Genomic DNA, 21,099 nt, shown 5'->3' on the forward strand with positions numbered 1-21,099 from the left:
GGCCGAAAACCTTTATATATACTGGATTTATGCCGGGGCGATTGATATTGAAAAATAGCGGTTACAGTGATATTTTAAGCGTATATTCGATTTAAATTTCTGAAATTAAACGTCTAGCAACCCCTCGTCCCAAAAAACGGGCATGGAGACTTTGAATTCAAGGGGGTGGCTTTTGAAAGTTGGCTCGATCATGTCGGATTGGAAGGAACAGTTTAAGGAAAACAACAACACGATTTCTCAATTGGATGAAGACCTGGTCTGGGCGAAGAAAGACTCCCGCCAGGAGTTGGGCAAATGGCTCAACTGGGATGAAGCGGTTGCCTACCGGGATGCCTGCAACGAGCAGAATTACCTGGGTTTCAACGATTGGCGGATCCCGACCAAAAGCGAGTTGCGCAATCTCCTCAAGAACACGGACGCCTACTGGGAACTCTTCATGAATTTGCCCTCCAAGAAAAAAAGGAACGTGTCCAATTACCAGGCGGGAGGAGAATGGAGTTTCTGGACCTCGGACACGCGTTACGACACCTATGCATGGAAGTGTTATTTCCCCTCCTGTAAGGAGGTGTGTGTGGACCAGCAGGTATCCACCACAGGAACTTCGGTTCGCCTGGTCCGTGATGAATGAAAAGATTAGATATTGAACCGGGCCGTGCCGAGCCCGCTGGGAGGAAATAAGCTGTGTCTGACGAAGATATGAAAAAACAAATCGAAGAAGACGAAGACACTGAAAACCTTTCCGACGATTTCCTTGAGGATCTCCAGGACGAAGACTTCGACGTCGATTGGATTGGCGAAGAAGACTGGGATGAAATTGAAAGTGAGGAAGATGACGAGGAAATTCCGCTCGGTCCCCAGTTTGTGGACAACGGAAACGAGACCGTGAGTGACGCCCACAACAATCTCATGTGGAAGAAAAGCGATTCTTTCGCGGAATACGGTTACGGAATCAACTGGTTTGAAGCCAACGACTACATTGAAGAATTGAACGAGAAAAAGTTCGCCGGCTTCGATGACTGGCGTCTCTGCAGTTTTGAGGAGGCCAAGCGAATGTTTTCCTTCACCGTTTCCAATTCGGACAAAGACGGTGCGGAAATACACATTGACCCTCTGTTTGCACAAGGGGGTGGACACAACACATGGACCTACGAGGAAAAACCGGATTACCAGCAGTACGCCATGATCTTCAGCTACGTGACCGGAAATGAAAAATGGGAACGCAAGGACAATGAATATTGCCACGTGCGTGCGGTTCGCGATGAAGTCAAGGAGGAGTGGGAGCCCACCTGGCGAAAGGATACCAAGAAATTCGATGGCTGAGGTTGAGGAGCGACCGGCCATCCTGATTCAGGTGCTTTGATGAGCAGTCATTACATGATTTTCGGCAAGGACGATTGTCCTTATACCCAAAAGGCCCGGACGGATTTCAAGAAACAATGCAAGCCGTTCATTTATGTCAATGTGGACAACAATCCGCACGGCCTGGAAAAGATGCTTGAGTATTCGGAAGGGCAGTACATCGTTCCGGTGATAGTGGATGTGGATAAAGGCGACGTGGTCATCGGGTACACCGATTGATTCATACAGGAGACGACATGGCAGAAGAGGAAGCGAGCAGGAAAGCGGAAGACAAAGAGGAATTGAAGCCCGCTCTCCGTGAAGATGGCGGGGAACAGCTCGAGGTTTCTGAGGACGAGGGTCCTAAACGGTTTGTAGCCATGGGACCGCACGTGGTGCAGGATACGGTGACGGGCCTTTATTGGATGAAAAAAGATTCCTGGCAGGACCGTGGCAAGTATTACAACTGGCATGAAAGCCGGGAGTACGCGGACCTCAAGAACATCCGCAAGATCGGAGGGTTCACGGACTGGCGCCTGCCCACCATGGACGAGGTGGCCACCCTGTACGATCCCGAACTCTCCAATACCGCCAAAGGGGGAGCCACCATCCACATCGACCCCGTGTTTCCGGAGGGGTCCTTCAAGCTTCACTGGACCATGTCGGACACATCCACGCGCCGTCCGCGTTTTGATTATACGGAAGGCAAGATCTTCCATGTGGATGAATATGCGTTCGGTGCGGTGCGGCTGGTTCGCAAGGAACCGATCAACCGGGGCGACAGCCGTCGTGCCCGGCCCAACAACCCGAGGCGTTAAACGGGAGCTAGCCGATGGCCGAAACCAAAACCAAAGTGAGATTCGTGGACAATGGCGACGGCACTGTCACCGACACCCGCAAAAACCGCATGTGGCTCAAGGACGACTCCTGGGTCGAAAAAGGGCACCTTATTTCCTGGTGGCAGAGCCAGGAATTCCTGACGGAAAAAAACGAACAGAAATTCGCCGGCTACAATGACTGGCGCATCCCCAACGCTCACGAAGCAAAAGAGCTGTTTGACCCGGAGCTCAGCAATACGGATATGGAAGGGTGCGAAGTGCACATCGACCCGGTCTTCACCTCCGGCTGTGGTTACACCACATGGACAACGGAAACCCGCGGGGCCAAAGCGGCAATGGGGTACGACTTCCGGGCCGATTATGAGTACTGGCTGGCAAAGGAAAACATCGGGTTTCCCAGTGCGGTCCGACTGGTGCGTCTGGTTGGGGACGCCAATCAGATGTCGGACGAGGACCGTTTTGTGGACAACGGCAACGGCACCGTCACCGATCTGGACATGAAGGTCATCTGGAAAAAGGACGACTCGTATCTGGACCTGGACAAATGGGTCAGTTGGGACGAGGCCAAGACCTTCGTTCTGGAATTGAACAAGGAGGAATTCGCCGGCCATACCCACTGGCGCCTGCCCACACGAAAGGAAGCCCAAAGCATACACAGGCCGAATAACCCGGTCACGGACACTTACGGCGATACCATCTACATACCATCCGTTTTTTCTCCCGGGGCGGGCCAAACCACTTGGACCAAGACCCTGCACAAAACGGACCCCTCGGTAGCCATTCGCTTCAATTATTTCAGCGGGGACTACAAGTTCCATAAAAAAGGGTTGCGCAGTCACGGTGTCCGCCCGGTCTGTGACCTGAAAGAGGAAGACCAGTAAAGCATGAGCGAAGCATCCGCCGCCCCCCAGAATACGCAGAACAATTCGCGTTTCGTCGAAAACGACGATGATACCATCATTGACATGAAACGCAGGTTGATCTGGTGCCGCCAGGACAGTTGGCAGTTGACGGACAAGTGGTTGAGCTGGGTGCAGGCAAGGGATTATGCCCAGGAGCTCAACAAAAAGGCTCACGGGGGTTACAAAGACTGGCGCATGCCGACTACAGACGAGGTCCGAAGCCTGTTCGACAAGTCGCAGGAAAACACGGACCACATGGGGCAAAAAGCGTTTCTGGTAAAATTGTTTCCTCCGGGCTTCGGTTTTTTGTGCTGGACCAAGGAAACACGGACAAAAACCCAGGCCGTTCGATTCAATTTCCGCAAGGGCGGCATCACGTTTGACGATGTGTACCGCACTTCCCGCGGTGCTACGCGTTATTGCAGGGATATCCCCAAATCCGAACTGTGACGGCGAGTGAAATTGTGAACCCTGTTTTGAGCAAGGAGAAGCAGCATAATAATGGCCAAGCGCTTTAAGGACAACGGTGACGGTACCGTCATCGATACCGAAACGAATCTGATGTGGAAACAAACCGATGCCTTTCAGGACGAAAGCCAGTTTCACGACTGGTTTCAGGCTGAAACTTACATCCGGAAACTCAACGACGGCAAGTTTGCAGGCTTTCGCGACTGGCGCATGCCGACCCATCAGGAAGCGGAAAGTATTTTCACCGAGGACACCTCCATTCGCGACCGCGACCGGTTTGAATTGTTCATCGATCCCGCATTTTCACCGGGGGGTGCCTACTCCACGTGGACTTCCACGCTCAAACCGCACAACGGTGCGGTGATTTTTTATTACCGGTACGGCCACGCCAACGTCAACAATCGGGACGATCCCTGCAAGGATTCCGTTCGCGCCGTACGAAACATTACCGATAACGATAAGAAGTGACAGGAGGCGTACCATCGAAGCGTACAACGTCATCAATTATCAGGAAAGCACGAATGCGGTTCTCACTTTCCGGTTTGAAGCGGAGGACTTCCGGAACCTGTACATTCTGGAAGACTACTACTGCACCAACCCGTTCTGCGATTGCAACCATGTTACCGTGGGTCTGAACGACAAGGAGAACGATGCCAACCGGTTTTCCTTCATCGTGCATTTCAATAAAACCACGGCGCTGTTGCCCAATCATCCCGCTCTCACGGAAAAACAGAAAAAAATTCTGGAAGAATTCAAGGGAGAGCTGACGGATGAAATGATCCTTCATTTCAAACAGCGTTATATGGAAGCAAAAGCTTACGGGGAAAAGAATCCCATGTCCTATCTGGTGTTCGAACCCGGGCAGTATGTCAATTACATGGAGCTGTTTCCTCGTTCAAGCAAACTTCTGGATTTTTCATACAAGGACCAGAAACATTTCGCCGAGGACTCATACGAACTCGATCCGAGAAACGATAACAAAAGCGTCCGTTTGACGTTTTTCAAGTTCGAGGAGGGCCAGCAGGACAAGGTGCCGCCGCTTTTCAACTACACGTACTATTTCAATGAAACCCTCCGTGAGGAGGAAGACGGAAAGCTGGACCCCAAGAATGCCGCTCTGTTGTTGGGTTTTCATCAGTTCATTCCCAATCTCCACGAAATTCTGAAGGACCGGTACAAGGAAGCGAAGAAGATCGGTGAGGATTTGATGAAAACAACGCCGGACGTCAAACTGGAAAGTCACAAACCCCAGCGCAACGAACTGTGCCCGTGCGGATCCGGTAAAAAATACAAGAAATGCTGTGCTCTCAAAGTGAATTGAGACAGGATTTTGAGCTTTTCCACAGACGACAGGAGGGGGAAATCACGCAGGGCCCAAGGGCCGGCGCTGTGACTGCATCAACCACATCCAAGGGTGATACGATATGAGTGCCAAGGAAAAGAAGGTCAAAAAAGTTCAGGCGCGGCACATCCTGGTGGCCACAAAGGAAGAGGCCGAGGATCTGAAAAAAAGAATCGACGAAGGCGAGGAATTCGTCAAGCTGGCGGAGCAGTACAGCCAGTGCCCGTCCAAAAAACGCGGCGGCGACCTGGGCTGGTTCGGCAAGGGTGCCATGGTCCGCCCCTTCGAGGTGGCCGCCTTCAGTGCTGAAGAAGGCGACATCGTCGGCCCCGTCAAAACCGAGTTCGGCTGGCATTTGATTTATGTTTACGAGATCAAGGACGACGTCAACCCGGACGACGGTCCTCCCACCGGGGACGAAGACGCGGACGACAAAACCCTGCTTCTGGTTGCGGAAAACTATGCGCACGAGTTCATGATGCTGGGTTATTCGAGCAAGAAGGTATTCAGCCTGTTCACCAGCCCGCACTTCAAGTCCGCCAATGCGGTTTATAACATTCTCGGTGAAGAGGAAATTTTGAAAGTGATCGCCAACGTGTACGGACAGAAATACGAGCCACCGGAGAAGAAGGAATCATCGCCTTCCGGTGAGGGGGAAGCGGGGGGCGACAAGCAGGAGTGATTTCGCACCAAATAAGATAAAAACCCGAATCCGGTTTTTCGGATTCGGGTTTTGTTTTTGCGGAAGACTTTTCTAGATCACCACCGAATACACTTCCAGCACGTTGGAGGTTTCCCGCAATTCACGCAGGGCCTCGCTGGTCGGTGGGCTGTCAATGTTGATCACGGAGACCGCATTGCCGTTTTCGCCGATGCGGCCGAGATGGAACCCGGCGATGTTGATATTGTGCTTGCCGAGGGCGTTGCCCAGGTTGCCGATGACCCCTGGGACGTCCTTGTTGCTCAGGATCAACATGTGCTTGGAAATCACTGCCTCGAAATAGTAGTCGTCGATCTTGACGATGCGCGGATCGCCCTTGCCGAAAATACTTCCCGTGATTTCGCGTGTGCCCTCCTTGGTGGTGACGTGCACCTGGATCGTGCTGGTGTAGTCCTTGATCTCGTTGGTTTTCATTTCCTGTACTTCGATGTTCCGCTCTTTCGCCAGGAAAGGGGCGTTGACCATGTTGATGCCGTCGATCGCACGTTCCAGCAGACCTTTCAACACCGAGATGGTGATCGGTTTGACGTCCGTTTCCGCGACTTCGCCGTTGTACTGGACCTTGACCTGCGTGACGGGTCCTGCCGCTAACTGAGACGCGATCTTGCCCAGGTCCTCGCCCAGCTCCAGAAACGGTTTGATCTTGCGGAGAGTCTCTTCATCGATGGAAGGCATGTTGACCGCATTGCGGATGCTTCCGTATTTCAGGTAGTCGATGATCTGGTCGCAGATGGCGATAGCGACCTTGTCCTGCGCCTCTTCGGTCGAAGCCCCCAGGTGTGGCGTGCATATGATTTCGTTCACCTCCAAAAGGGGACTGTCCGCTGGCAGGGGTTCCTGCGAGTACACATCCAGCGCCGCCTGCGCCACCTTGCCGTCCTTGATGGCCTGCACCAGCGCGGCCTCGTCGATCAACCCGCCGCGCGCGCAGTTGATGATGCGCAGGCCCGGTTTGACGATGTTGAACTCTTCTTTGCCCAGAAGGTACTTGCCGTCGATCTTCGGCGTGTGCAGGCTGAGGAAGTCCGCACGTTGCAGAAGCTCTTTGAGTTCCACCAGTTCGACCCCGATTTTTTCCGCATGTTCCTTGTTGACGAACGGATCGTAGGCGATGACCTTCATGGCAAAGCCCTTGGCGCGCTCCGCCACCACGGAGCCGATGCGGCCCATGCCGACGATGCCCAGCGTTTTGCCATAAAGCTCGACGCCCATGAACGTTTTTGGAGACCATTTCTTTTCCTGCTTGAGCGAGTTGGCCGCCTGTGGAATGTTGCGGGACATGCTCATCATCAGCGCCATGGCGTGCTCGGCGGTGGTGATCATGTTGCCGTCCGGCGCGTTCATGACAATGATGCCTTTTTTGCCTGCGGCATCCAGGTCGATGTTGTCCACGCCGACCCCGGCGCGGCCGATGACCCGCAAGTTGCTGGCGGCTTCAATGACATCCGCGGTCACCTTGGTGGCGCTCCGCACCACCAGGCCGTCGTAGTTCGGGATGATTTTGATCAGCTCTTCCTTGGACAGTCCCGTGTTGACATCCACTTCAAAGCCGTCTTCTTTTTTTAGAATATCAACCCCCAGAGAAGAGAGGTTGTCACTGACAAGAATTTTCATAATTCAAACTCCGAGGAAAACCGGTGTTTCCAGAGAAGGATTCAGATCAAGAGCCGAAACCGGGCCGCAACGCGACCCGGTATTCGATTGGTTATTTACAGTAAGCTTCCAGCAGGATTTCCTGCGCGGCGGCCACGCCTTTGCCCATTTGCACGTTGGCGCCGAATTTATTGAGCGCCATCTCGAGGGCGGCGATCGCCACAACGGTGTCGAAGGTGTCGACGTAACCCAGGTGGGCAATGCGGACGACCTTGCCTTTCCATTTGTCCTGACCGCCTGCGAGGGTGACGCCAAACTCATCGCGCAGGCTTTTAACCAGCTTGCCGCCGTCCACTCCCTCCGGAATGAACATGCCGGTGGCGCTGTCCGCCGGGGAGTCCGGTGCGACCGGCTGCATGCCGAGCGCCTTCACCGCGGCGCGGGTGGCTCGGGCCAAGCGGTTGTGCCGCTTGTGCACGTTCTCCAAGCCTTCCTCCTTGATGTTTTTCAGCACTTCGCGGAGCCCGATGACCAGCGACACTGCGGGTGTGTAGGCGGTGGTTTTGTCGGCGAGGTTCTTGCGTTCCTTGGCCAGATCGAAGTAGAAATGCGGGCACTTGGCCTTTTCCGCCTGCTTCCAGGCTTTTTCGCTGAGAGAAACCAGGGCGAGCCCGGGAGGCAGTTGGAGAGCTTTTTGTGAACCCGTGATCACCGCGTCGATGCCCCACTCGTCCATCGGCAGGGGATACACGCCGACGGCGGTGATGCCGTCCACCACCAGCAAAAGGTCGTCGCGCTGGCGGGTGAGTTTGGAAATTTCCTCGATCGGATGAGAGACGGTGGTGGAGGTTTCACTGGCCTGCACCAGCACGCCCCGGATATCCGGATTCTTGTCCAGCTCGGCCTTCACATCCGCTACTTTAACCGCCTGACCCCACTCCACGTTAATCCAGACCGGTTCCAGTCCGTAGGTCTGGGAAATCTTGCCCCAGCGTTCGCCGAATTTACCGCCGTTGATCACCAGCACCTTGTCCCCCGGGGAGAACAGGTTGGTGATGCAGGCTTCCATGCCGCCGGTGCCGGTGGAGGCCAGGATCATGACATCCTGTTTGGTTTGAAACAGGTACTTGGCGTCTTCCGCCGCTTCCCCGAAGATTTTGCTGAACTGCGGAGTGCGATGGTGGATCATCGGTGCCGCCATTTCCAGATTCACTTTTTCCGGAACTGGGGTCGGTCCGGGTGCGAGCAAATACGTCTTATTCATAATCCTCTTTTCCTGTTATCGATATCCGTTGCAGTTAGGGTTTTATCAAACAATAAAGACCCGCGTTTCCGCAATCCTGTCATGCAGAGCCTGTTGACGCGGGTCCGTCAGGGCCAGCAGAAATCCAAGCCCCAAAGTGACGGTGGACAGCAGGTAGCCGGGAATGGAACGGATTGCCGCCGCCCGCAGGTTCGCAGGTTGCCCGTTTTCCATCCGGACCTGTATCTTCATCAACTTTTTTCCGGGGGTTTGACCGGAAACGCCGGTAAACACCACGAAGTAGGCACAAACCAAAATCATTTGCAGGAAACCACCGACGATCAGCAGCGGTAACGTGTTCCCCTCGTGGACCCGGCCCATTGCCACTTTTATGAGCATGGACCCCATATCCATTCCAGCCTGATTGAGAAAGGTCCGGCTCAGCAATAAACCTAGAATTTCCAAAACGGTGATATCCAGCAGTAATGCGATGTAACGCCGGCGGAAACCGGCTGGCTTCATGGAGGATATCAAAGGATATGGCAAAGAGGGAAAACGCGGTATGGTTCTGGAAAACAGCCCGCCAGTCTCCACCCGGCTCCCGGGTAGAGCGGGTGCTTCCCACAAATTGAATTTGTACTACAATTTATAATGGAAAACGGGCTGAAAATCCAATTTTTTTAGGGCAATGCGGACAAACGGAAAGAAAAGAGGAGGTTGGTCGTTTGGGGAACCATTCCATGTAGTTGAAGCTTTACTTGAAGGGATGTTGTGAAGGGAATGAAGCAGAGAAAGGATTATTTGTCGTCGTCGGGGTCGGTATCCAAGTCGAGCTCCAAGCCGTCGAGGTCGAGGTCGTCCAAGCCAAGATCGGAATCCGAAGGGGGGGTGGATTCGGAATCGTCATCCAGATCGACCACCGGTTCAGCGGAAACATCATCCAAATCGAGATCCAGCCCGATACTGCTGTCGTCGTCTGCATCGAACGTGGCGGTATCGCTGTCATCATCCAGGCCTTCCACCTGAGGTTCATCGTCGAGGTCGAGGTCCAGCCCGGTGTCCGAGTCCGTGTCCTCACCCAGATCCAGTTGAACATCCGGTTCGTCATCACCCAGATCCAGCTGGACATCCGGCTCGTCACCGCCGAGATCCAGGTCCAAGTCGGTGTCCGTATCCGAGTCGTCTCCCAAGTCGACACCCAGGTCCAAGTCAGTGTCCGTATCCAAGTCTTCTCCCAAGTCGAGATCAAACCCGGTGTCTGCCTCCGAATCGTCGCCCAGGTCCAAGTCCAATTCTGTATCGGTGCCCGAATCGTCGTCACCCAAATCCAGATCGGCCGTTTCGCCGAGATCGAGATCGTCCGTGTCCAAATCGACCCCGGTATCGCTCTCTTCATCCAGTCCAAAGCCCACGCCCTCGATTTCCGAATCGTCGAATCCTTCCGGATTGTCGAGGTCAAAGTTCACATCCGTTTCGGTAGCCGTGTCAAACTCTTCCATGGGAGGGGGTTCGTACGCGCCGGGCTCGATGGAGTCGGCGGCATAGTCGGCCGCTCCGGCCATACCCACACCCGCCATGCCAGCAGCGGCGGCTTCTCCGAAGCCGGTTCCTTCTCCTGCATAACCGGCTTCAATGGCTTCGGACAAGTCCAGCTCGAAATCGTCCGGACCGATGTCTGTGAACACGCCGTCGGCGGAGACGGACATGGCCTCTTCGCCCTCCGTGTACATGGACTCGTCTTCGCCCAGATCGGCTGCGCCGTAGTCGTCGTAAGTGGAAGCGGAACCGACTTCGGCCGGGGCGTACCCCTCGCCTTCGAAAATGGCGAACATTTTCTCCTGAGCCTGCTCCAGATGCGTCTTGGTCTGCCGCACATTGGTTCCGCAACTGGGACAGCGCTTCGATTTGGTGAAATATGTGTACCCACAATCTGGACAATGCATGAGATTATTATAGCCAATAAAAGAATAACGTCAAGAAAAATAATGCATTACGGGGGGTGGGTGGTTTTTGGGGATTTGGTCGGCTTGGCCCTGATTCCCAGACCGGTTGGTTGGACGGGGATAATACGCATTTTTGGGGGGAAGGTTGGAGCCTGGTTTTTCTGCTGGAAACGGAAGGAGGACTTATAAGAGGGTCGCATTCATCCGCCATCAGGAATCTGGATGGACCTTCTTCTTTGTGGGGTGTCTGGGGTGTGAATTGCAAAAGCGAATGAATCCGTTACAATGCCAACGCGGTCGATTTCGTTGTAAGGGCGAAACGGGGCCGCTGTTTTATTTTTTGGAAGGCCACCGTGCTCAAGCGACAGGACATTGAAAAACTGGAAGAACAGTATCTCGCTCCTTATGCGGTGAAAAGCGGTGCCAGCCTGGGCCGCCGCATCCGGGAGAAGGAACACGCCTACCGCACGCGCTTTCAGCGCGACCGCGACCGGGTGATCCATTCCTCTGCGTTCCGCAAGCTCGAATACAAGACGCAGGTGTTCGTTTATCATGAAGGCGACTACTACCGCACACGCCTCACGCACTCTTTGGAAGTAGCGCAGATCACGCGCTCCATCTGCAAGTCGCTTCGTTTGAACGAAGACCTGGCTGAAGCCATCGCGCTGGCGCACGATCTGGGGCATCCCCCGTTCGGCCATACGGGTCAGCGCGTGCTCAACCAGTTGATGAAGGACCACGGCGGCTTTGAGCATAACCGGCAGAGCCTGCGCATCGTCACCGTCCTGGAAAAGCGCTACCCGGATTTTGAAGGTCTGAACCTGACGTGGGAGGTGCAGGAGGGGATCAGCAAACACAGCCGCGACGGGGACAACCCGATCCTCAAAAACAAGCAGTTCAAGTACCCGACGCTGGAGGGTCAGGTTGCGGATTTCTCGGACGGCATCGCTTACAACGCGCACGATCTGGATGACGGCATCACTTCCAACCTGCTGGACCCCGGCGAGCTTGGTAGTGTGACGTTGTGGAAGGAAAATGAAAAAGTGTTGGAACAGCGATACGCCAACCTCGACCTGGAACTGAAGAAGTACCAGATCGTTCGCGCCATCATCAACGACCTGGTCACCGATTTCCGCAAGACCACACTCAGGAACGTGCGCAAATATGGGATAGAGACGGTGGATGATGTTCGGTCGTGTAAGGCGCGGGTGGCCGGATTCAGCAAGGAGTGCAACGAGAAGAATCTGGAGTTGAAACGGTTCCTTTTCAAAAACATGTACCATCACCGCAAGGTGCGACGCATGGAATTCAAGGCGGAGTTGTATTTGACAAAACTATTTGAGGCGTTTTCGCGGTATCCCGAACTGCTTCCGGAAACGGCACACAAAGAAGGGTCGAAGGATTCAATGGAGCGTAGAATCTGTGACACCATTTCCGGAATGACGGACCGGTCTTCCATCGACGAATACAAAAAGCTGTACAGTCCCGATGAGGGATTGGGTACCCTGATTTGAGTCGGGTTCCAAAAGCAGAAAGGGCCATCCCTCAAGGATGACCCTTCGCCCGTATCTTTGGAAAGCGCCGCAATATTTATTCGAGGTTTTTCCCGAACAGATACATGAACGCGATCGCAGCCAGTATCGCCACGCCGGCGATCAGAAACCTTCCGCTCTCACCGATTTCAATCCATTCCATGGTCCACTCCTCCTTGGAGGGGTTTGGGTTGGAGCCCTTTGCTCCAACCAGGCAATTACCTTTATGCATTTAAATATGGGCAGGGGGCTAAAATCTGTCAAGGTACCTAAATCTTTGATAATCAAGGATAATAATTTTTATTTTGTTGGCCTGCCGAAAGGCAGGCTGTATTTCCACTCAGAAGGCCGGATAGCATTGCCCAAGGAGCGGCATTGGATCGGCCTCTGGAAAGGTGGTTTGCCACGATGAACGCGATCCGGTCGATTTGTGTATTCTGCGCATCGAGCACCCGTGTGGATCCGGTTTACCTGGACGCGGCGGACGACCTGGGCCGGCGCATGGGCCGTGCGGGGGTGGAGTTGATTTACGGGGGCGCCTCCATCGGTCTCATGGGCGCGGTTGCGCGCGGCATTCACAAGGAGGGCGGCAAGGTGGTGGGGGTTCTCCCCAAATTTTTCATGAAAAAAGGAATCAAGTACGACGAGGCGGACGAGTTGATCGTCACCCGGGACATGCGGGAGCGCAAGGCCACCATGGATGAGCGTGCCGATGCCTTCGTGGTGCTTCCGGGGGGTGTGGGCACCCTGGAGGAGGCCATGGAAATTTTTTCCATGGTCCAGTTGGGGCTCACGCACAAGCCGCTGGTGTTTATCAATACCGGCGGATTTTACGATGGCTTATTCGCTCATTTCCAAAAAATGGTGGAGTTGAATTTCGCCAAGAAGGAGACGATGGAGATGCTTGAGCTGGTTCAAACACCGGAACAGGCGATGTTGTACCTGGAATCGTTTTCGCCGCCGGAACTGCCCAGCAAGTGGTTTTGAATCAGACGAGGGAGGCGTTGTCGGCTTCCACTTTGAGGTCCTGGCTCAGCGTGTTCTGAAGAAAGTTCTCGATGTACTGAAGGGTGCCGGTGGTGGAACTGGGACAACTGCCGCATGCGCCCTGATAGTGCACATGGACAACCTTGCCCTTGACGTCCAGCAGGGTGATGCCACCGCCATCGTTCGCCAGGGCGGGGCGGATCGCGTGGTCGAGCAGGGCGTCGATGACTTCCTTCTTTTTCTTGTCGGGCAGGTTCGGAAAATCCTCGACTTCCACTTCTTCCAAAATGTTTTTGGCGGCGGATTCGGGTTTCTGATCCTCGTCGCTGGTCTCATAGAATGTCATGTTCTTTTCCAGCGTGTTCTGCACTGGTTCCATCAGGGTGGTCCACCCCACCACAGGGGATTTGGTGATGGTGACGAAGTTTTCCTTGATGAACACGTTTTCCACACCGTAGATATTGAACAACGCTTCGGCCAGGGCGTCACCCCGCGCACTGTCGGGTGAGCTGAAGGTGCGTGTGCCTCGGGCTATGACGTCGCCGCTCATGATGAACTGCGCCGCCTCCGGATTGGGTGTGTGGTGAAAGGTCATGACTTTGAACCCGGATTTCATGGCCGGTCCCCCCAGTGAAAGGTAAGGTGTGAGGATTAAATCGCCCCATTATACGGGGAAATCACGAACTTTCCTAAAAAATCAGCCCTCGGCCATCGAAGAAAGTTGTTTTTCAAAGATTTCAAGGCTCTTGGCGTCGAACAGCACAAACCGCACCCGGTGCAGGCCGGTTTTTCCGGACAGGTAGCCTCCCACGGCGGAAAGCATTATTCTGGCACAATCCTCGATGGGAAAGCCGAACACACCGGTGCTGATGGCGGGAAAAGAGACCGAGGTGAGCAGGTGGTCATCCGCCAGGCGCAGACTGCTCAAGGTGGCGTTCTGGAGTTTCTCGTTCTCGTCACCTTCGCCGAACCGGGGGCCCACGGCGTGGATCACGTAGTTGGCTTTCAGGTTGCCGCCGGAGGTGATGACCGCCTCTCCTACCGGGCAATGGCCGATGAGTTTGCATTCCTCATGAATCAGCGGACCGCCTTTGGTACGGATGGCCCCGGCCACGCCCGCACCGAGAGTCAGGCTGGAGTTGGCGGGATTGACGATGGCATCGGTTTCGCTTTCGGTAATGTCGCCTTTTTGCAGTTCGATTTCAGATTGATTGATCTTGAGCTTCATACCAACCAAACAGAAAACCAGAGTTGGAAATCAGCCGCTGGAACCAAAGCCGTTGGCCCCGCGGGCCGTCTCATCCAATTCTTCAACCGGGACAAAATCCACCCGTTCCACCTTTTGTACCAGAAGTTGGGCGATGCGGTCGCCTTTTTTTACGGCCACATCCTCGTCAGAATGATTGAACAGGAGGACCCGCACCTCGCCGCGGTACTGGGAGTCGATGACCCCGGCGCCGCAGTCGATTCCGTTTTTGACAGCCAGTCCGCTCCGCGGCCAGATCAATCCAGCGTGCCCGGCGGGCAGGGCAATGCGAATGCCGGTGCCTATCAGCTTCCGGCCACGCGCGGGAATGACGTCGTCCGCCGCCGCGAACAAATCCGCCCCGGCGTCTCCCGGGTGGGTGTAAACGGGCAAGGGCTCGCCCTGAACCCGGCATGTGGGTATTAAGTCTGTCATCGTGTGCTCCCTGGGGCGAATATGAAAACCCCACCGGCACGGCAACCCGAAATCAGCATAACAGAGGTGTTTTGTCTGTCCTTGGCAAAACCCGCAAATCCGAATTGGAACCCAATACAGGGTCAACGTGCCGGTGGGGTGAAAAAGCGAGGTGGTGGCGGGTTACTTTTGGATTCTGAATCCCGAAGGACCCGAATCCCAAAAAACGATTCCAATCGACGCCGTTTGGATAGGGCTTCGTAACCGAATGAATACTCAGGAGATTCCGGCCGGCGCTCAATACATTTGGGGAAGTGGGAAGGGCCTTTTCGCGAATTCCGGGCAAGCCGGAATTCACTGGATAATTGGAAAACGCCTTTAAAGTAACCCGCCTTTCAGGGCAGGAAATTGGGTGACTCGCGTCTTGGTCTTTAAAACTGTGTTTTTTCATACCGAACCGTGTTCCGGTTTGTCTTGATGCAACCCAGTTTCCGCGTGTACAACATCCTTTATCTTGTATTGGTTCCGGAGGATACCACTATATATTGTAGGCAGTCAAGAGATTTATCTAGAAAGTTAAGTTCTATTTTATAACTCATTTTAATTCAAATATTTATGGGTTAGTAAATTTCAGGGCGCGGGGTCTTTGAGTGGTTTTACCACCAGATATTGGGTCCAAAATTGGACGATTTTCCATATAAAGTGGTTGATGCGTTGGGTTAGGAAGAAGGATATGTCCAGACGGTAAAGGCATGCGGTCAGGCGGAAACCGTTCAAAAGGCTTCCCGTGTTGGAGGGGGTTGGATCAGGGTGCTTTGCCCCGGAAGCGATCCATGTTTCCCGGGATCTCCTCCAGAAACCGGGTTTTGATGGTGTACCAGCCGGGGGTCCCCTCCACCCGTGCGTAAAGCCTGTTTTTCCCGGTCAGCGGGGCGCCGACCGTCAGACGGGCCAGCGGTTTCTCTTCTGCAGATTCCACCGTGACCCGAAGGGAAGGGGATTCCCATCCCATTTGATTATTTGCCTTTTCAGACGTATTTATGGATTCATATTCGAGGTTGTTGAGAGTCCACACAATCCCCCGGCCAATGTGATTGGGAACCGACTCGATTCTCTCCGGCCTCGTGAGCGACCACGTCTCATCTTTGCGGACCAGTTCAAACGCCCGGTCAGGATACTCGAGGACGATGCGCCCGACCTTTTCGGCATCTATGGAAAACAGTTTGCGGTCGCGCAGGTCGTGCAGGCTGCGGAAAATTTTTCCCACATCCTCCGCATTCAAGGCGAACATGGCGTTGTCAGAGGTTCGTTGAGCAAAATAAAGGTTCTTTTGCATGTTGGAGTTGCCGAGGCGGATCGAAACGGTTTGTCCGCCCTCCGCCTGCACCGTCACTACCTGCGCCGGATTTCCCAGGCCGAACAGGTCGAGGCGGTCGGCCTCGACAAACTCTTTCACCCGCACGTCCTTCAGGTCGAACAGAAGGCTGTTGATGGCGGCGGGATTCACCGCTTCATTTTCCGGTTGAACCAGCACCCAGGCATTTCCACCGCTGTCTTTTTTTCCATCCTGACGTTGCAGGATGACGGTTTCCCCCTGGTTTTTTAATGTGATCGAGGCGATTTCTTTTTCCTCGAAGGTCAGGAGTTTTTTATCGAGGAAGGTGACGGCATTGCGTGAAAGGGTGGTGACCAGGGGCTGACCGAGAGTGAACACGTTCCCGGTTTCACTCCATTGTGCGTAGTGCTGGCCTTTTTTATGTTCGTTGCCCACGCGCAGGGTGAGAGTCCGTTCTTCTTTTCCCCCCAGCAGCACGGTGAACACGATGCGTGGCGAATCCAGGCCGTAAATGTCCAGTGCGTCCGGCGTCTCGTCGATGAACTCCACGGCGTCCGCCGATTGCACGGAACTCAGGAAATTCACGACTTCGTCGGAGTCCGCGAGCCCGTTGACCTTTCCCGAAAGCCGCCAGAGGTCATTTTTTTTCGTGACGGTTTGCGTTTCCTCCTGGTAGTGCAGGCTATAGCCCTTTACGTCGGCGGTCTGGAACTCGAAAAGACTGCGGTCGCGCAGGTCGTTGGCGGATTTGTCGATGATGCGGGCATCGAGGCCGGACAGGTACACCGCCTTTGAGTCTCCCATCCGCACATAATGCGAATGACCGATGGGGCTGGCGTTGCCGAGCTCAAGGGACAACGTTTTGCCGCCTTTCAAATGAACTGTGACGATCAACCGAGGCGAGTCCAGGCCAAAGGGTGCGATGTCGGCGGGGTTGTCTTCGACGATGCGGCTGTGCCGCGCCGTCTCCAGTTCATAGATCAACTGATCGACGGCGCTCCGGCTGGCTTTGGCTTGGACCGGTTCTTCAATCTGCCAGGAATTTTTGTCCAGGCGCCGGATCCGGGTGACGGCCTTGCCGCGTTGAAGAGTCAGCTTTTCGACGTCGCTTTCCTGGAACAGCAGAAGTTTTTCGGCCCGGTCTTTTTGTTCCTGCTCTTTTTTTTCGGAGGGGAGTTCGACCAAACCGACATAGGCCGCCAGTGCGGCGAAGACGGCGATCCAGATGAGTGTGCCACGGAACTTCATAGCGAACGACGTTTCCACCAGATGCGAACCCCCAGCACCGCGGTCAGCATTGGCAGAATCACCATTCCCGTTACCAGTACGAGATTCCGTTGCGGACGGGTGAGGGTCAGGGGACTGTATTTTCTTTCATGCGGCCGGATGGAGATGAGTTCCTCTTCCTCCATCAGCCATGAAGCCGTGTTGAGGAAAAAGTCGCTGTTGCCGTACGTGGAAAACGTGGTGTTGGCCACGAAATCGGAATCGCCCACCACAACCAGCCGGGGCTCCCGGGCAGGGGGTTCTTTCCCGGGTTGGCTCGAATCGGGTCCGCTTTCCTTCGTTCCCGGGTCCGGTTTGGTCACGACAACAGCCACCGGAACGTTGCCTTTCAAATCTTCACCGGGATCGTATTCCACGTTTTCGCCTTTGTAATTCACCTCGCTCCAACTGGAGTCGGAGGCGAAGGCGAGTTGCGTCACAGTCAATCCTTCCGTCTCGATAGGGGAGATGGAGCGCACCAGGGGAAAGATGACCGGCATGGTGAAGTCCTGTGTGATGGCGTGCTTGACGAAGCGTTGGACAATGGGAATGGCGAGATTCAGCGAATTGGGATCAACCACGATGTCGTCCTTCAATGCCACGCCCCAGCGCCCGAGCATGTCCTTGAGACCCGCGTCGAATTGGGGATCGAGCAAAAGAAACACCGATCCTCCCCGGCTGAGGTACGTTTCCAGCGCCTGCAATTCTTTTTCCTGAAGTTTCTTTTTGGGGCCGGGAAGGACCACGAGGTCGGCGTCTTCCGGAATGGATTCGGTTTGAAGCAGGAACAGGCTGCCGACCTTGAAATTGTTTTTCTCCAGTCCCTCGCGCACCTTGGAGAAGCCCGCTTTCTCCTGGTCCTCAATGTCTTTTTCCCCGTGGCCGCCGATGAAATAGACTTTTTTCTGTCCGTCGCGGGTGACGCTCAGAATGCCGTTCAGCAAACTCTCTTCAGTGACGTTTTCGATTTTATCCTGTTGCGGTCCGCTTTGCAGGACCACCGTGCGGTCGGTTTTAAGACCATACTGGTTGGAGAGCGTCGGGCTTTGGATGGGGTCGATGAATTCGATTTCGATGTGATCCGAGAGTTGCCGGAACCCGTCCACCAGTTGCACGAACTCTTTTTTGACGGGATCGTCCACCTGGTAAAAAGCCATGATCTTGACCGGGCGGGTGAGGCCGGACAACACCTTCTCAGTCTGAGGAGCCAGCGTGTAGTAACCCGTCTCCGTCAAATCCACCCGTGCCTTGTGGCGGTGTGCGAGGATGTTGAGGAAAATGAGGATTCCGGTGAACACGAGGATCAACACCGCCGCGTTCATACCGTACATGACTTGCCGTGTGTTCATCGCCTTCCGGATGTTTTTGCGGTCCACAATGACGAAGGTGGCCAGGTTCAGCGCGGACAGGATGAAAAACGTCATCGGCCACACCGGAAACTGCGGGATCACGATATAAAGCAGGAGCGCGACGAACCCGAAGGTGATACCGATCCATGCAAGATAGGGAGTCGTTCGCTTCATAACCTCAGCTCCACCTCCGCGATTCCACCACCCGGTACGTCAGGAACAGGCCGAAGGCGATGAACGACAGGTAATAGGCCACGTCGCTGGAATCGATCACGCCCTGCAGAAACGACTCCATGTGGCTGACCAGCGAAATGTAATTGAGCAGTTCTCCCAGCTCCGGACCCGCGGACTGCGCGGCCCAGCCGATGATCCACATGAACAGGATGAATCCAAAGCTGATCACCGCGGCGATGATCTGGTTGTCGGTCAGCGAGGAAGCGAAGATGCCGAGCGAGATGTAACACGCCGCCATCAGAAGGATGCCCAGGTAGCCGGAGAGGATCGGGCCGATCTCCGGCGAGCCCATGAAGAGGATGAAGATCACCGAGTAAGAGGACAACAGCAACATCACTGCAACGACGCACAGGCATCCCAGAAACTTGCCCGCGATGATCTCGCGCATGTGTACCGGCGAGGACAGAAGAAGGGGAAAGGTCTTGTTCTTTTTTCTTCGGCCAATGCGCGCATGGTGATGAGCGGAATGATGAAAAGCAGGATCACCGACATGTTGGCCAGCGACGGTTCGATCACGAACTGGTTGACGTTGAGGATCTGGCCCATTTGCTGGAACTGCGGCGCTTGGAAGCTCTGGGCCCCGAACAGGGCCAGGAGGCTGTAAAACATCCAGCTGTACAGCGCGAGGAACACGGTCGTCACCACGTAGAATATGGGCGACTGGAAAAACGCGTTCAGTTCCCGTTTGGCGATCCACAGCGATTGTTTCATGACGGCGTATCCAGTTTTTCCTCGGTGGTCAGTTTCAGGAAAATATCTTCCAGCGTCATCGACACCGGCTTCAATTCCTCAAGCCCCCATCCCTGCTCCAGCACCATCCGTGCCACATCGTCCTGCGCCGGCTGGTTGGACTCAATGTCGATGATAAACCGGTTGACTCCATCCGGGTGCACGGCGGAGACCTTGTCCAGCGCTTCCAGCTTGGGAGTGATGCCGGTGTCGGCGTTTCGCACCTTCAACTCCAGCCGGTTGCTGTGGCGCAGCGACGCGTTCAAACCGTCGAGGGTGTCCATCGCCGCGATGCGGCCCTCGTGAATGATGATGACGCGCTGGCAGATCTGCGTCACTTCGGGAAGGATGTGCGAGCTCAAAAGAATCGTATGCGACTTGCCCAGCTCCTGAATGAGCTTGCGGATTTCGATGATCTGGATGGGGTCGAGGCCGATGGTCGGTTCGTCGAGGATGAGGATCTCCGGATCGTGGATCATCGCCTGCGCCAGCCCGATGCGCTGCTGGTAGCCTTTCGAGAGGCGGCCGATGATGCGGTCTTGGACGTCCCGGATATGGCACTGGCCGAGAACCCGGTCCACGGCGGAGGGGATCTGTTTTTTCGGCACCCCGCGCAGCCCCGCGGCGAACGCAAGATATTTCGACACCACCATGTCCTGGTACAGGGGCGGCGTCTCCGGCAGGTAGCCGATGCGCTTGCGGATTTCGTAGGATTGCTCGAAGATGTCGAAACCGCACACCCGCGCCGTGCCGCTGGAGGCGGGAAGAATACAGCAGAGAATATTCATCGTGGTGGTTTTACCGGCGCCGTTGGGTCCCAGAAAACCGACCACTTCTCCCTGGTTGACTTGAAATGTGAGGCCTTGAATGGCTGACCGGGGACCGTACGATTTGGCCAGATTTTGAACCTCTATCATGAAATCCTCGGATACGCAGCAACAGGTGGGATGGTTTGCGTAAAGAAATTAGATTTTATTTTCCAATAACTTCCCTCCGCAGGGGTCACTCAAAAAAATTATCACAGGCCCCTGCAGGAATCCATTAAAAATTTTTAATTTTCAGGAAGGGAAAATCGACGGACTGAGATGCCAACGGAGGAAAGGGGAAAGGATTGGGGCGGGTGGTTGTTTTCAAGTGAAACAAAAAATGCTCCCGTAAAGCGGGAGCATTAAACAAGGTGGCCCCGCAAAAGCGGGGCCATATTTTAAGGAATTACTGGAGCAGCTGCAGAACGCTCTGCGGAATCAGGTTTGCCTGACCGACCATCGCCGTCGAGGCCTGAACCAGGATCTGGTTTCGCGTCAGGTTGGCGATCTCCTGGGCGATGTCCGCGTCGCGGATCTGCGACTCGGCGGCCTGCACGTTCTCGATGGTGACGGACAGGTTGTTGATGGTCCGCACCAGCCGGTTCTGAACCGCACCGACTCTGCCGCGTGCATTGGAAAGGGTTTCAAGCGCAGTGGTGATCGCCTCCAGGGTGGTCAAAGCCAACGCTGCCGAGGTTATACTCTGGTCGTGAATCCCTAGCGTGGTGGTACTCATCGCGGTCAGATTCATTTCGAAATTCAAGTTGAAACGGCTGTCGACTGTGGAATCGGCGCCGATCTGGATCACGAT

The 21,099-nt window shown here is 54.7% G+C and carries 24 protein-coding genes; 11 read left to right on the forward strand and 13 right to left on the reverse strand.

Annotation, left to right across the window (positions count from 1 at the left end):
- Positions 1-172: 172 nt before the first annotated feature.
- From TX82_RS07005 to TX82_RS07045, 9 genes are all read left to right on the forward strand, one after another.
- Positions 173-628 carry an Lcl C-terminal domain-containing protein gene (locus TX82_RS07005; RefSeq protein ID WP_237100637.1) on the forward strand — a complete coding sequence of 152 codons (456 nt, stop codon included), beginning with the start codon at positions 173-175 and terminating at the stop codon, positions 626-628.
- A 53-nt stretch (positions 629-681) separates the two neighbouring features.
- Positions 682-1,320, forward strand: coding sequence for an Lcl C-terminal domain-containing protein (locus tag TX82_RS07010; protein ID WP_005008621.1), 639 nt, complete (start codon positions 682-684; stop codon positions 1,318-1,320).
- A 39-nt stretch (positions 1,321-1,359) separates the two neighbouring features.
- Positions 1,360-1,578, forward strand: coding sequence for a UXX-star selenoprotein family 1 (uxx1, locus tag TX82_RS07015; protein WP_005008622.1), 219 nt, complete (start codon positions 1,360-1,362; stop codon positions 1,576-1,578).
- A gap of 17 nt (positions 1,579-1,595) precedes the next feature.
- Positions 1,596-2,156, forward strand: coding sequence for an Lcl C-terminal domain-containing protein (locus TX82_RS07020; RefSeq protein ID WP_005008625.1), 561 nt, complete (start codon positions 1,596-1,598; stop codon positions 2,154-2,156).
- 14 nt (positions 2,157-2,170) lie between these two features.
- Positions 2,171-3,058 carry an Lcl C-terminal domain-containing protein gene (locus tag TX82_RS07025; protein WP_005008627.1) on the forward strand — a complete coding sequence of 296 codons (888 nt, stop codon included), beginning with the start codon at positions 2,171-2,173 and terminating at the stop codon, positions 3,056-3,058.
- A gap of 3 nt (positions 3,059-3,061) precedes the next feature.
- The gene (locus TX82_RS07030; protein WP_005008629.1) at positions 3,062-3,529 is read left to right on the forward strand and encodes an Lcl C-terminal domain-containing protein; all 468 of its coding nucleotides are present in this window, start codon (positions 3,062-3,064) and stop codon (positions 3,527-3,529) included.
- A 51-nt stretch (positions 3,530-3,580) separates the two neighbouring features.
- A complete protein-coding gene (locus TX82_RS07035) occupies positions 3,581-4,015 on the forward strand; it encodes an Lcl C-terminal domain-containing protein (RefSeq protein WP_005008631.1) in 435 nt (144 codons plus the stop codon).
- Between the two features lie 157 nt (positions 4,016-4,172).
- Entirely contained in the window at positions 4,173-4,868 is a 696-nt protein-coding gene (locus tag TX82_RS07040; RefSeq protein WP_005008633.1) for a YecA family protein, read from the forward strand.
- 103 nt (positions 4,869-4,971) lie between these two features.
- Entirely contained in the window at positions 4,972-5,571 is a 600-nt protein-coding gene (locus TX82_RS07045) for a peptidylprolyl isomerase (protein ID WP_005008635.1), read from the forward strand.
- Positions 5,572-5,643: 72 nt separating this feature from the next.
- On the opposite strand, the gene serA is transcribed toward TX82_RS07045, so the two are convergent.
- From serA to TX82_RS15180, 4 genes are all read right to left on the reverse strand, one after another.
- A complete protein-coding gene (serA, locus tag TX82_RS07050) occupies positions 5,644-7,224 on the reverse strand; it encodes a phosphoglycerate dehydrogenase (protein ID WP_005008637.1) in 1,581 nt (526 codons plus the stop codon).
- A gap of 91 nt (positions 7,225-7,315) precedes the next feature.
- Complete coding sequence (locus tag TX82_RS07055) at positions 7,316-8,467, reverse strand: pyridoxal-phosphate-dependent aminotransferase family protein (RefSeq protein ID WP_005008640.1); 1,152 nt, start codon at positions 8,465-8,467, stop codon at positions 7,316-7,318.
- 45 nt (positions 8,468-8,512) lie between these two features.
- Positions 8,513-8,968 (reverse strand): RDD family protein, encoded by a 456-nt coding sequence (locus tag TX82_RS07060; RefSeq protein WP_005008642.1) that lies wholly within the window; start codon positions 8,966-8,968, stop codon positions 8,513-8,515.
- Between the two features lie 275 nt (positions 8,969-9,243).
- Positions 9,244-10,320, reverse strand: coding sequence for a hypothetical protein (locus TX82_RS15180; protein WP_052338218.1), 1,077 nt, complete (start codon positions 10,318-10,320; stop codon positions 9,244-9,246).
- Positions 10,321-10,742: 422 nt separating this feature from the next.
- Here TX82_RS15180 and TX82_RS07070 point away from each other — a divergent pair, with 422 nt between their 5' ends.
- On the forward strand, positions 10,743-11,903 hold the full coding sequence (locus TX82_RS07070; RefSeq protein ID WP_005008648.1) for a deoxyguanosinetriphosphate triphosphohydrolase: 1,161 nt from the start codon (positions 10,743-10,745) through the stop codon (positions 11,901-11,903).
- A gap of 426 nt (positions 11,904-12,329) precedes the next feature.
- Entirely contained in the window at positions 12,330-12,908 is a 579-nt protein-coding gene (locus TX82_RS07075; RefSeq protein ID WP_144079117.1) for an LOG family protein, read from the forward strand.
- A 1-nt stretch (position 12,909) separates the two neighbouring features.
- Here the strand turns inward: TX82_RS07075 and TX82_RS07080 are convergent, their stop codons facing one another.
- From TX82_RS07080 to TX82_RS07115, 9 genes are all read right to left on the reverse strand, one after another.
- On the reverse strand, positions 12,910-13,524 hold the full coding sequence (locus TX82_RS07080; protein WP_005008655.1) for a NifU family protein: 615 nt from the start codon (positions 13,522-13,524) through the stop codon (positions 12,910-12,912).
- Positions 13,525-13,605: 81 nt separating this feature from the next.
- Complete coding sequence (locus TX82_RS07085) at positions 13,606-14,136, reverse strand: macro domain-containing protein (protein WP_005008664.1); 531 nt, start codon at positions 14,134-14,136, stop codon at positions 13,606-13,608.
- Between the two features lie 30 nt (positions 14,137-14,166).
- Positions 14,167-14,589 (reverse strand): dUTP diphosphatase, encoded by a 423-nt coding sequence (gene dut / locus TX82_RS07090; RefSeq protein ID WP_005008667.1) that lies wholly within the window; start codon positions 14,587-14,589, stop codon positions 14,167-14,169.
- A 784-nt stretch (positions 14,590-15,373) separates the two neighbouring features.
- Complete coding sequence (locus TX82_RS07095; RefSeq protein ID WP_042250779.1) at positions 15,374-17,152, reverse strand: DUF4340 domain-containing protein; 1,779 nt, start codon at positions 17,150-17,152, stop codon at positions 15,374-15,376.
- Positions 17,149-18,693, reverse strand: coding sequence for a GldG family protein (locus TX82_RS07100; protein ID WP_005008672.1), 1,545 nt, complete (start codon positions 18,691-18,693; stop codon positions 17,149-17,151). The genes TX82_RS07095 and TX82_RS07100 overlap by 4 nt, the downstream gene beginning before the upstream one ends.
- A 4-nt stretch (positions 18,694-18,697) precedes the next feature.
- On the reverse strand, positions 18,698-19,141 hold the full coding sequence (locus TX82_RS16680; protein ID WP_244875006.1) for an ABC transporter permease: 444 nt from the start codon (positions 19,139-19,141) through the stop codon (positions 18,698-18,700).
- Positions 19,087-19,464, reverse strand: a complete 378-nt coding sequence (locus TX82_RS16685; protein ID WP_244875007.1) for an ABC transporter permease — start codon at positions 19,462-19,464, stop codon at positions 19,087-19,089. The genes TX82_RS16680 and TX82_RS16685 overlap by 55 nt, the downstream gene beginning before the upstream one ends.
- Complete coding sequence (locus tag TX82_RS07110; protein ID WP_005008674.1) at positions 19,461-20,399, reverse strand: ABC transporter ATP-binding protein; 939 nt, start codon at positions 20,397-20,399, stop codon at positions 19,461-19,463. Before TX82_RS07110 ends, TX82_RS16685 begins: the two co-directional genes overlap by 4 nt.
- A 295-nt stretch (positions 20,400-20,694) precedes the next feature.
- A partial coding sequence (locus TX82_RS07115) for a flagellin (RefSeq protein ID WP_275450576.1) occupies positions 20,695-21,099 on the reverse strand: 405 nt, incomplete at its 5' end.

It is taken from the genome of Nitrospina gracilis 3/211 (genome assembly GCF_000341545.2).
In the GTDB taxonomy this organism is placed as follows: Bacteria; Nitrospinota; Nitrospinia; order Nitrospinales; family Nitrospinaceae; genus Nitrospina; species Nitrospina gracilis.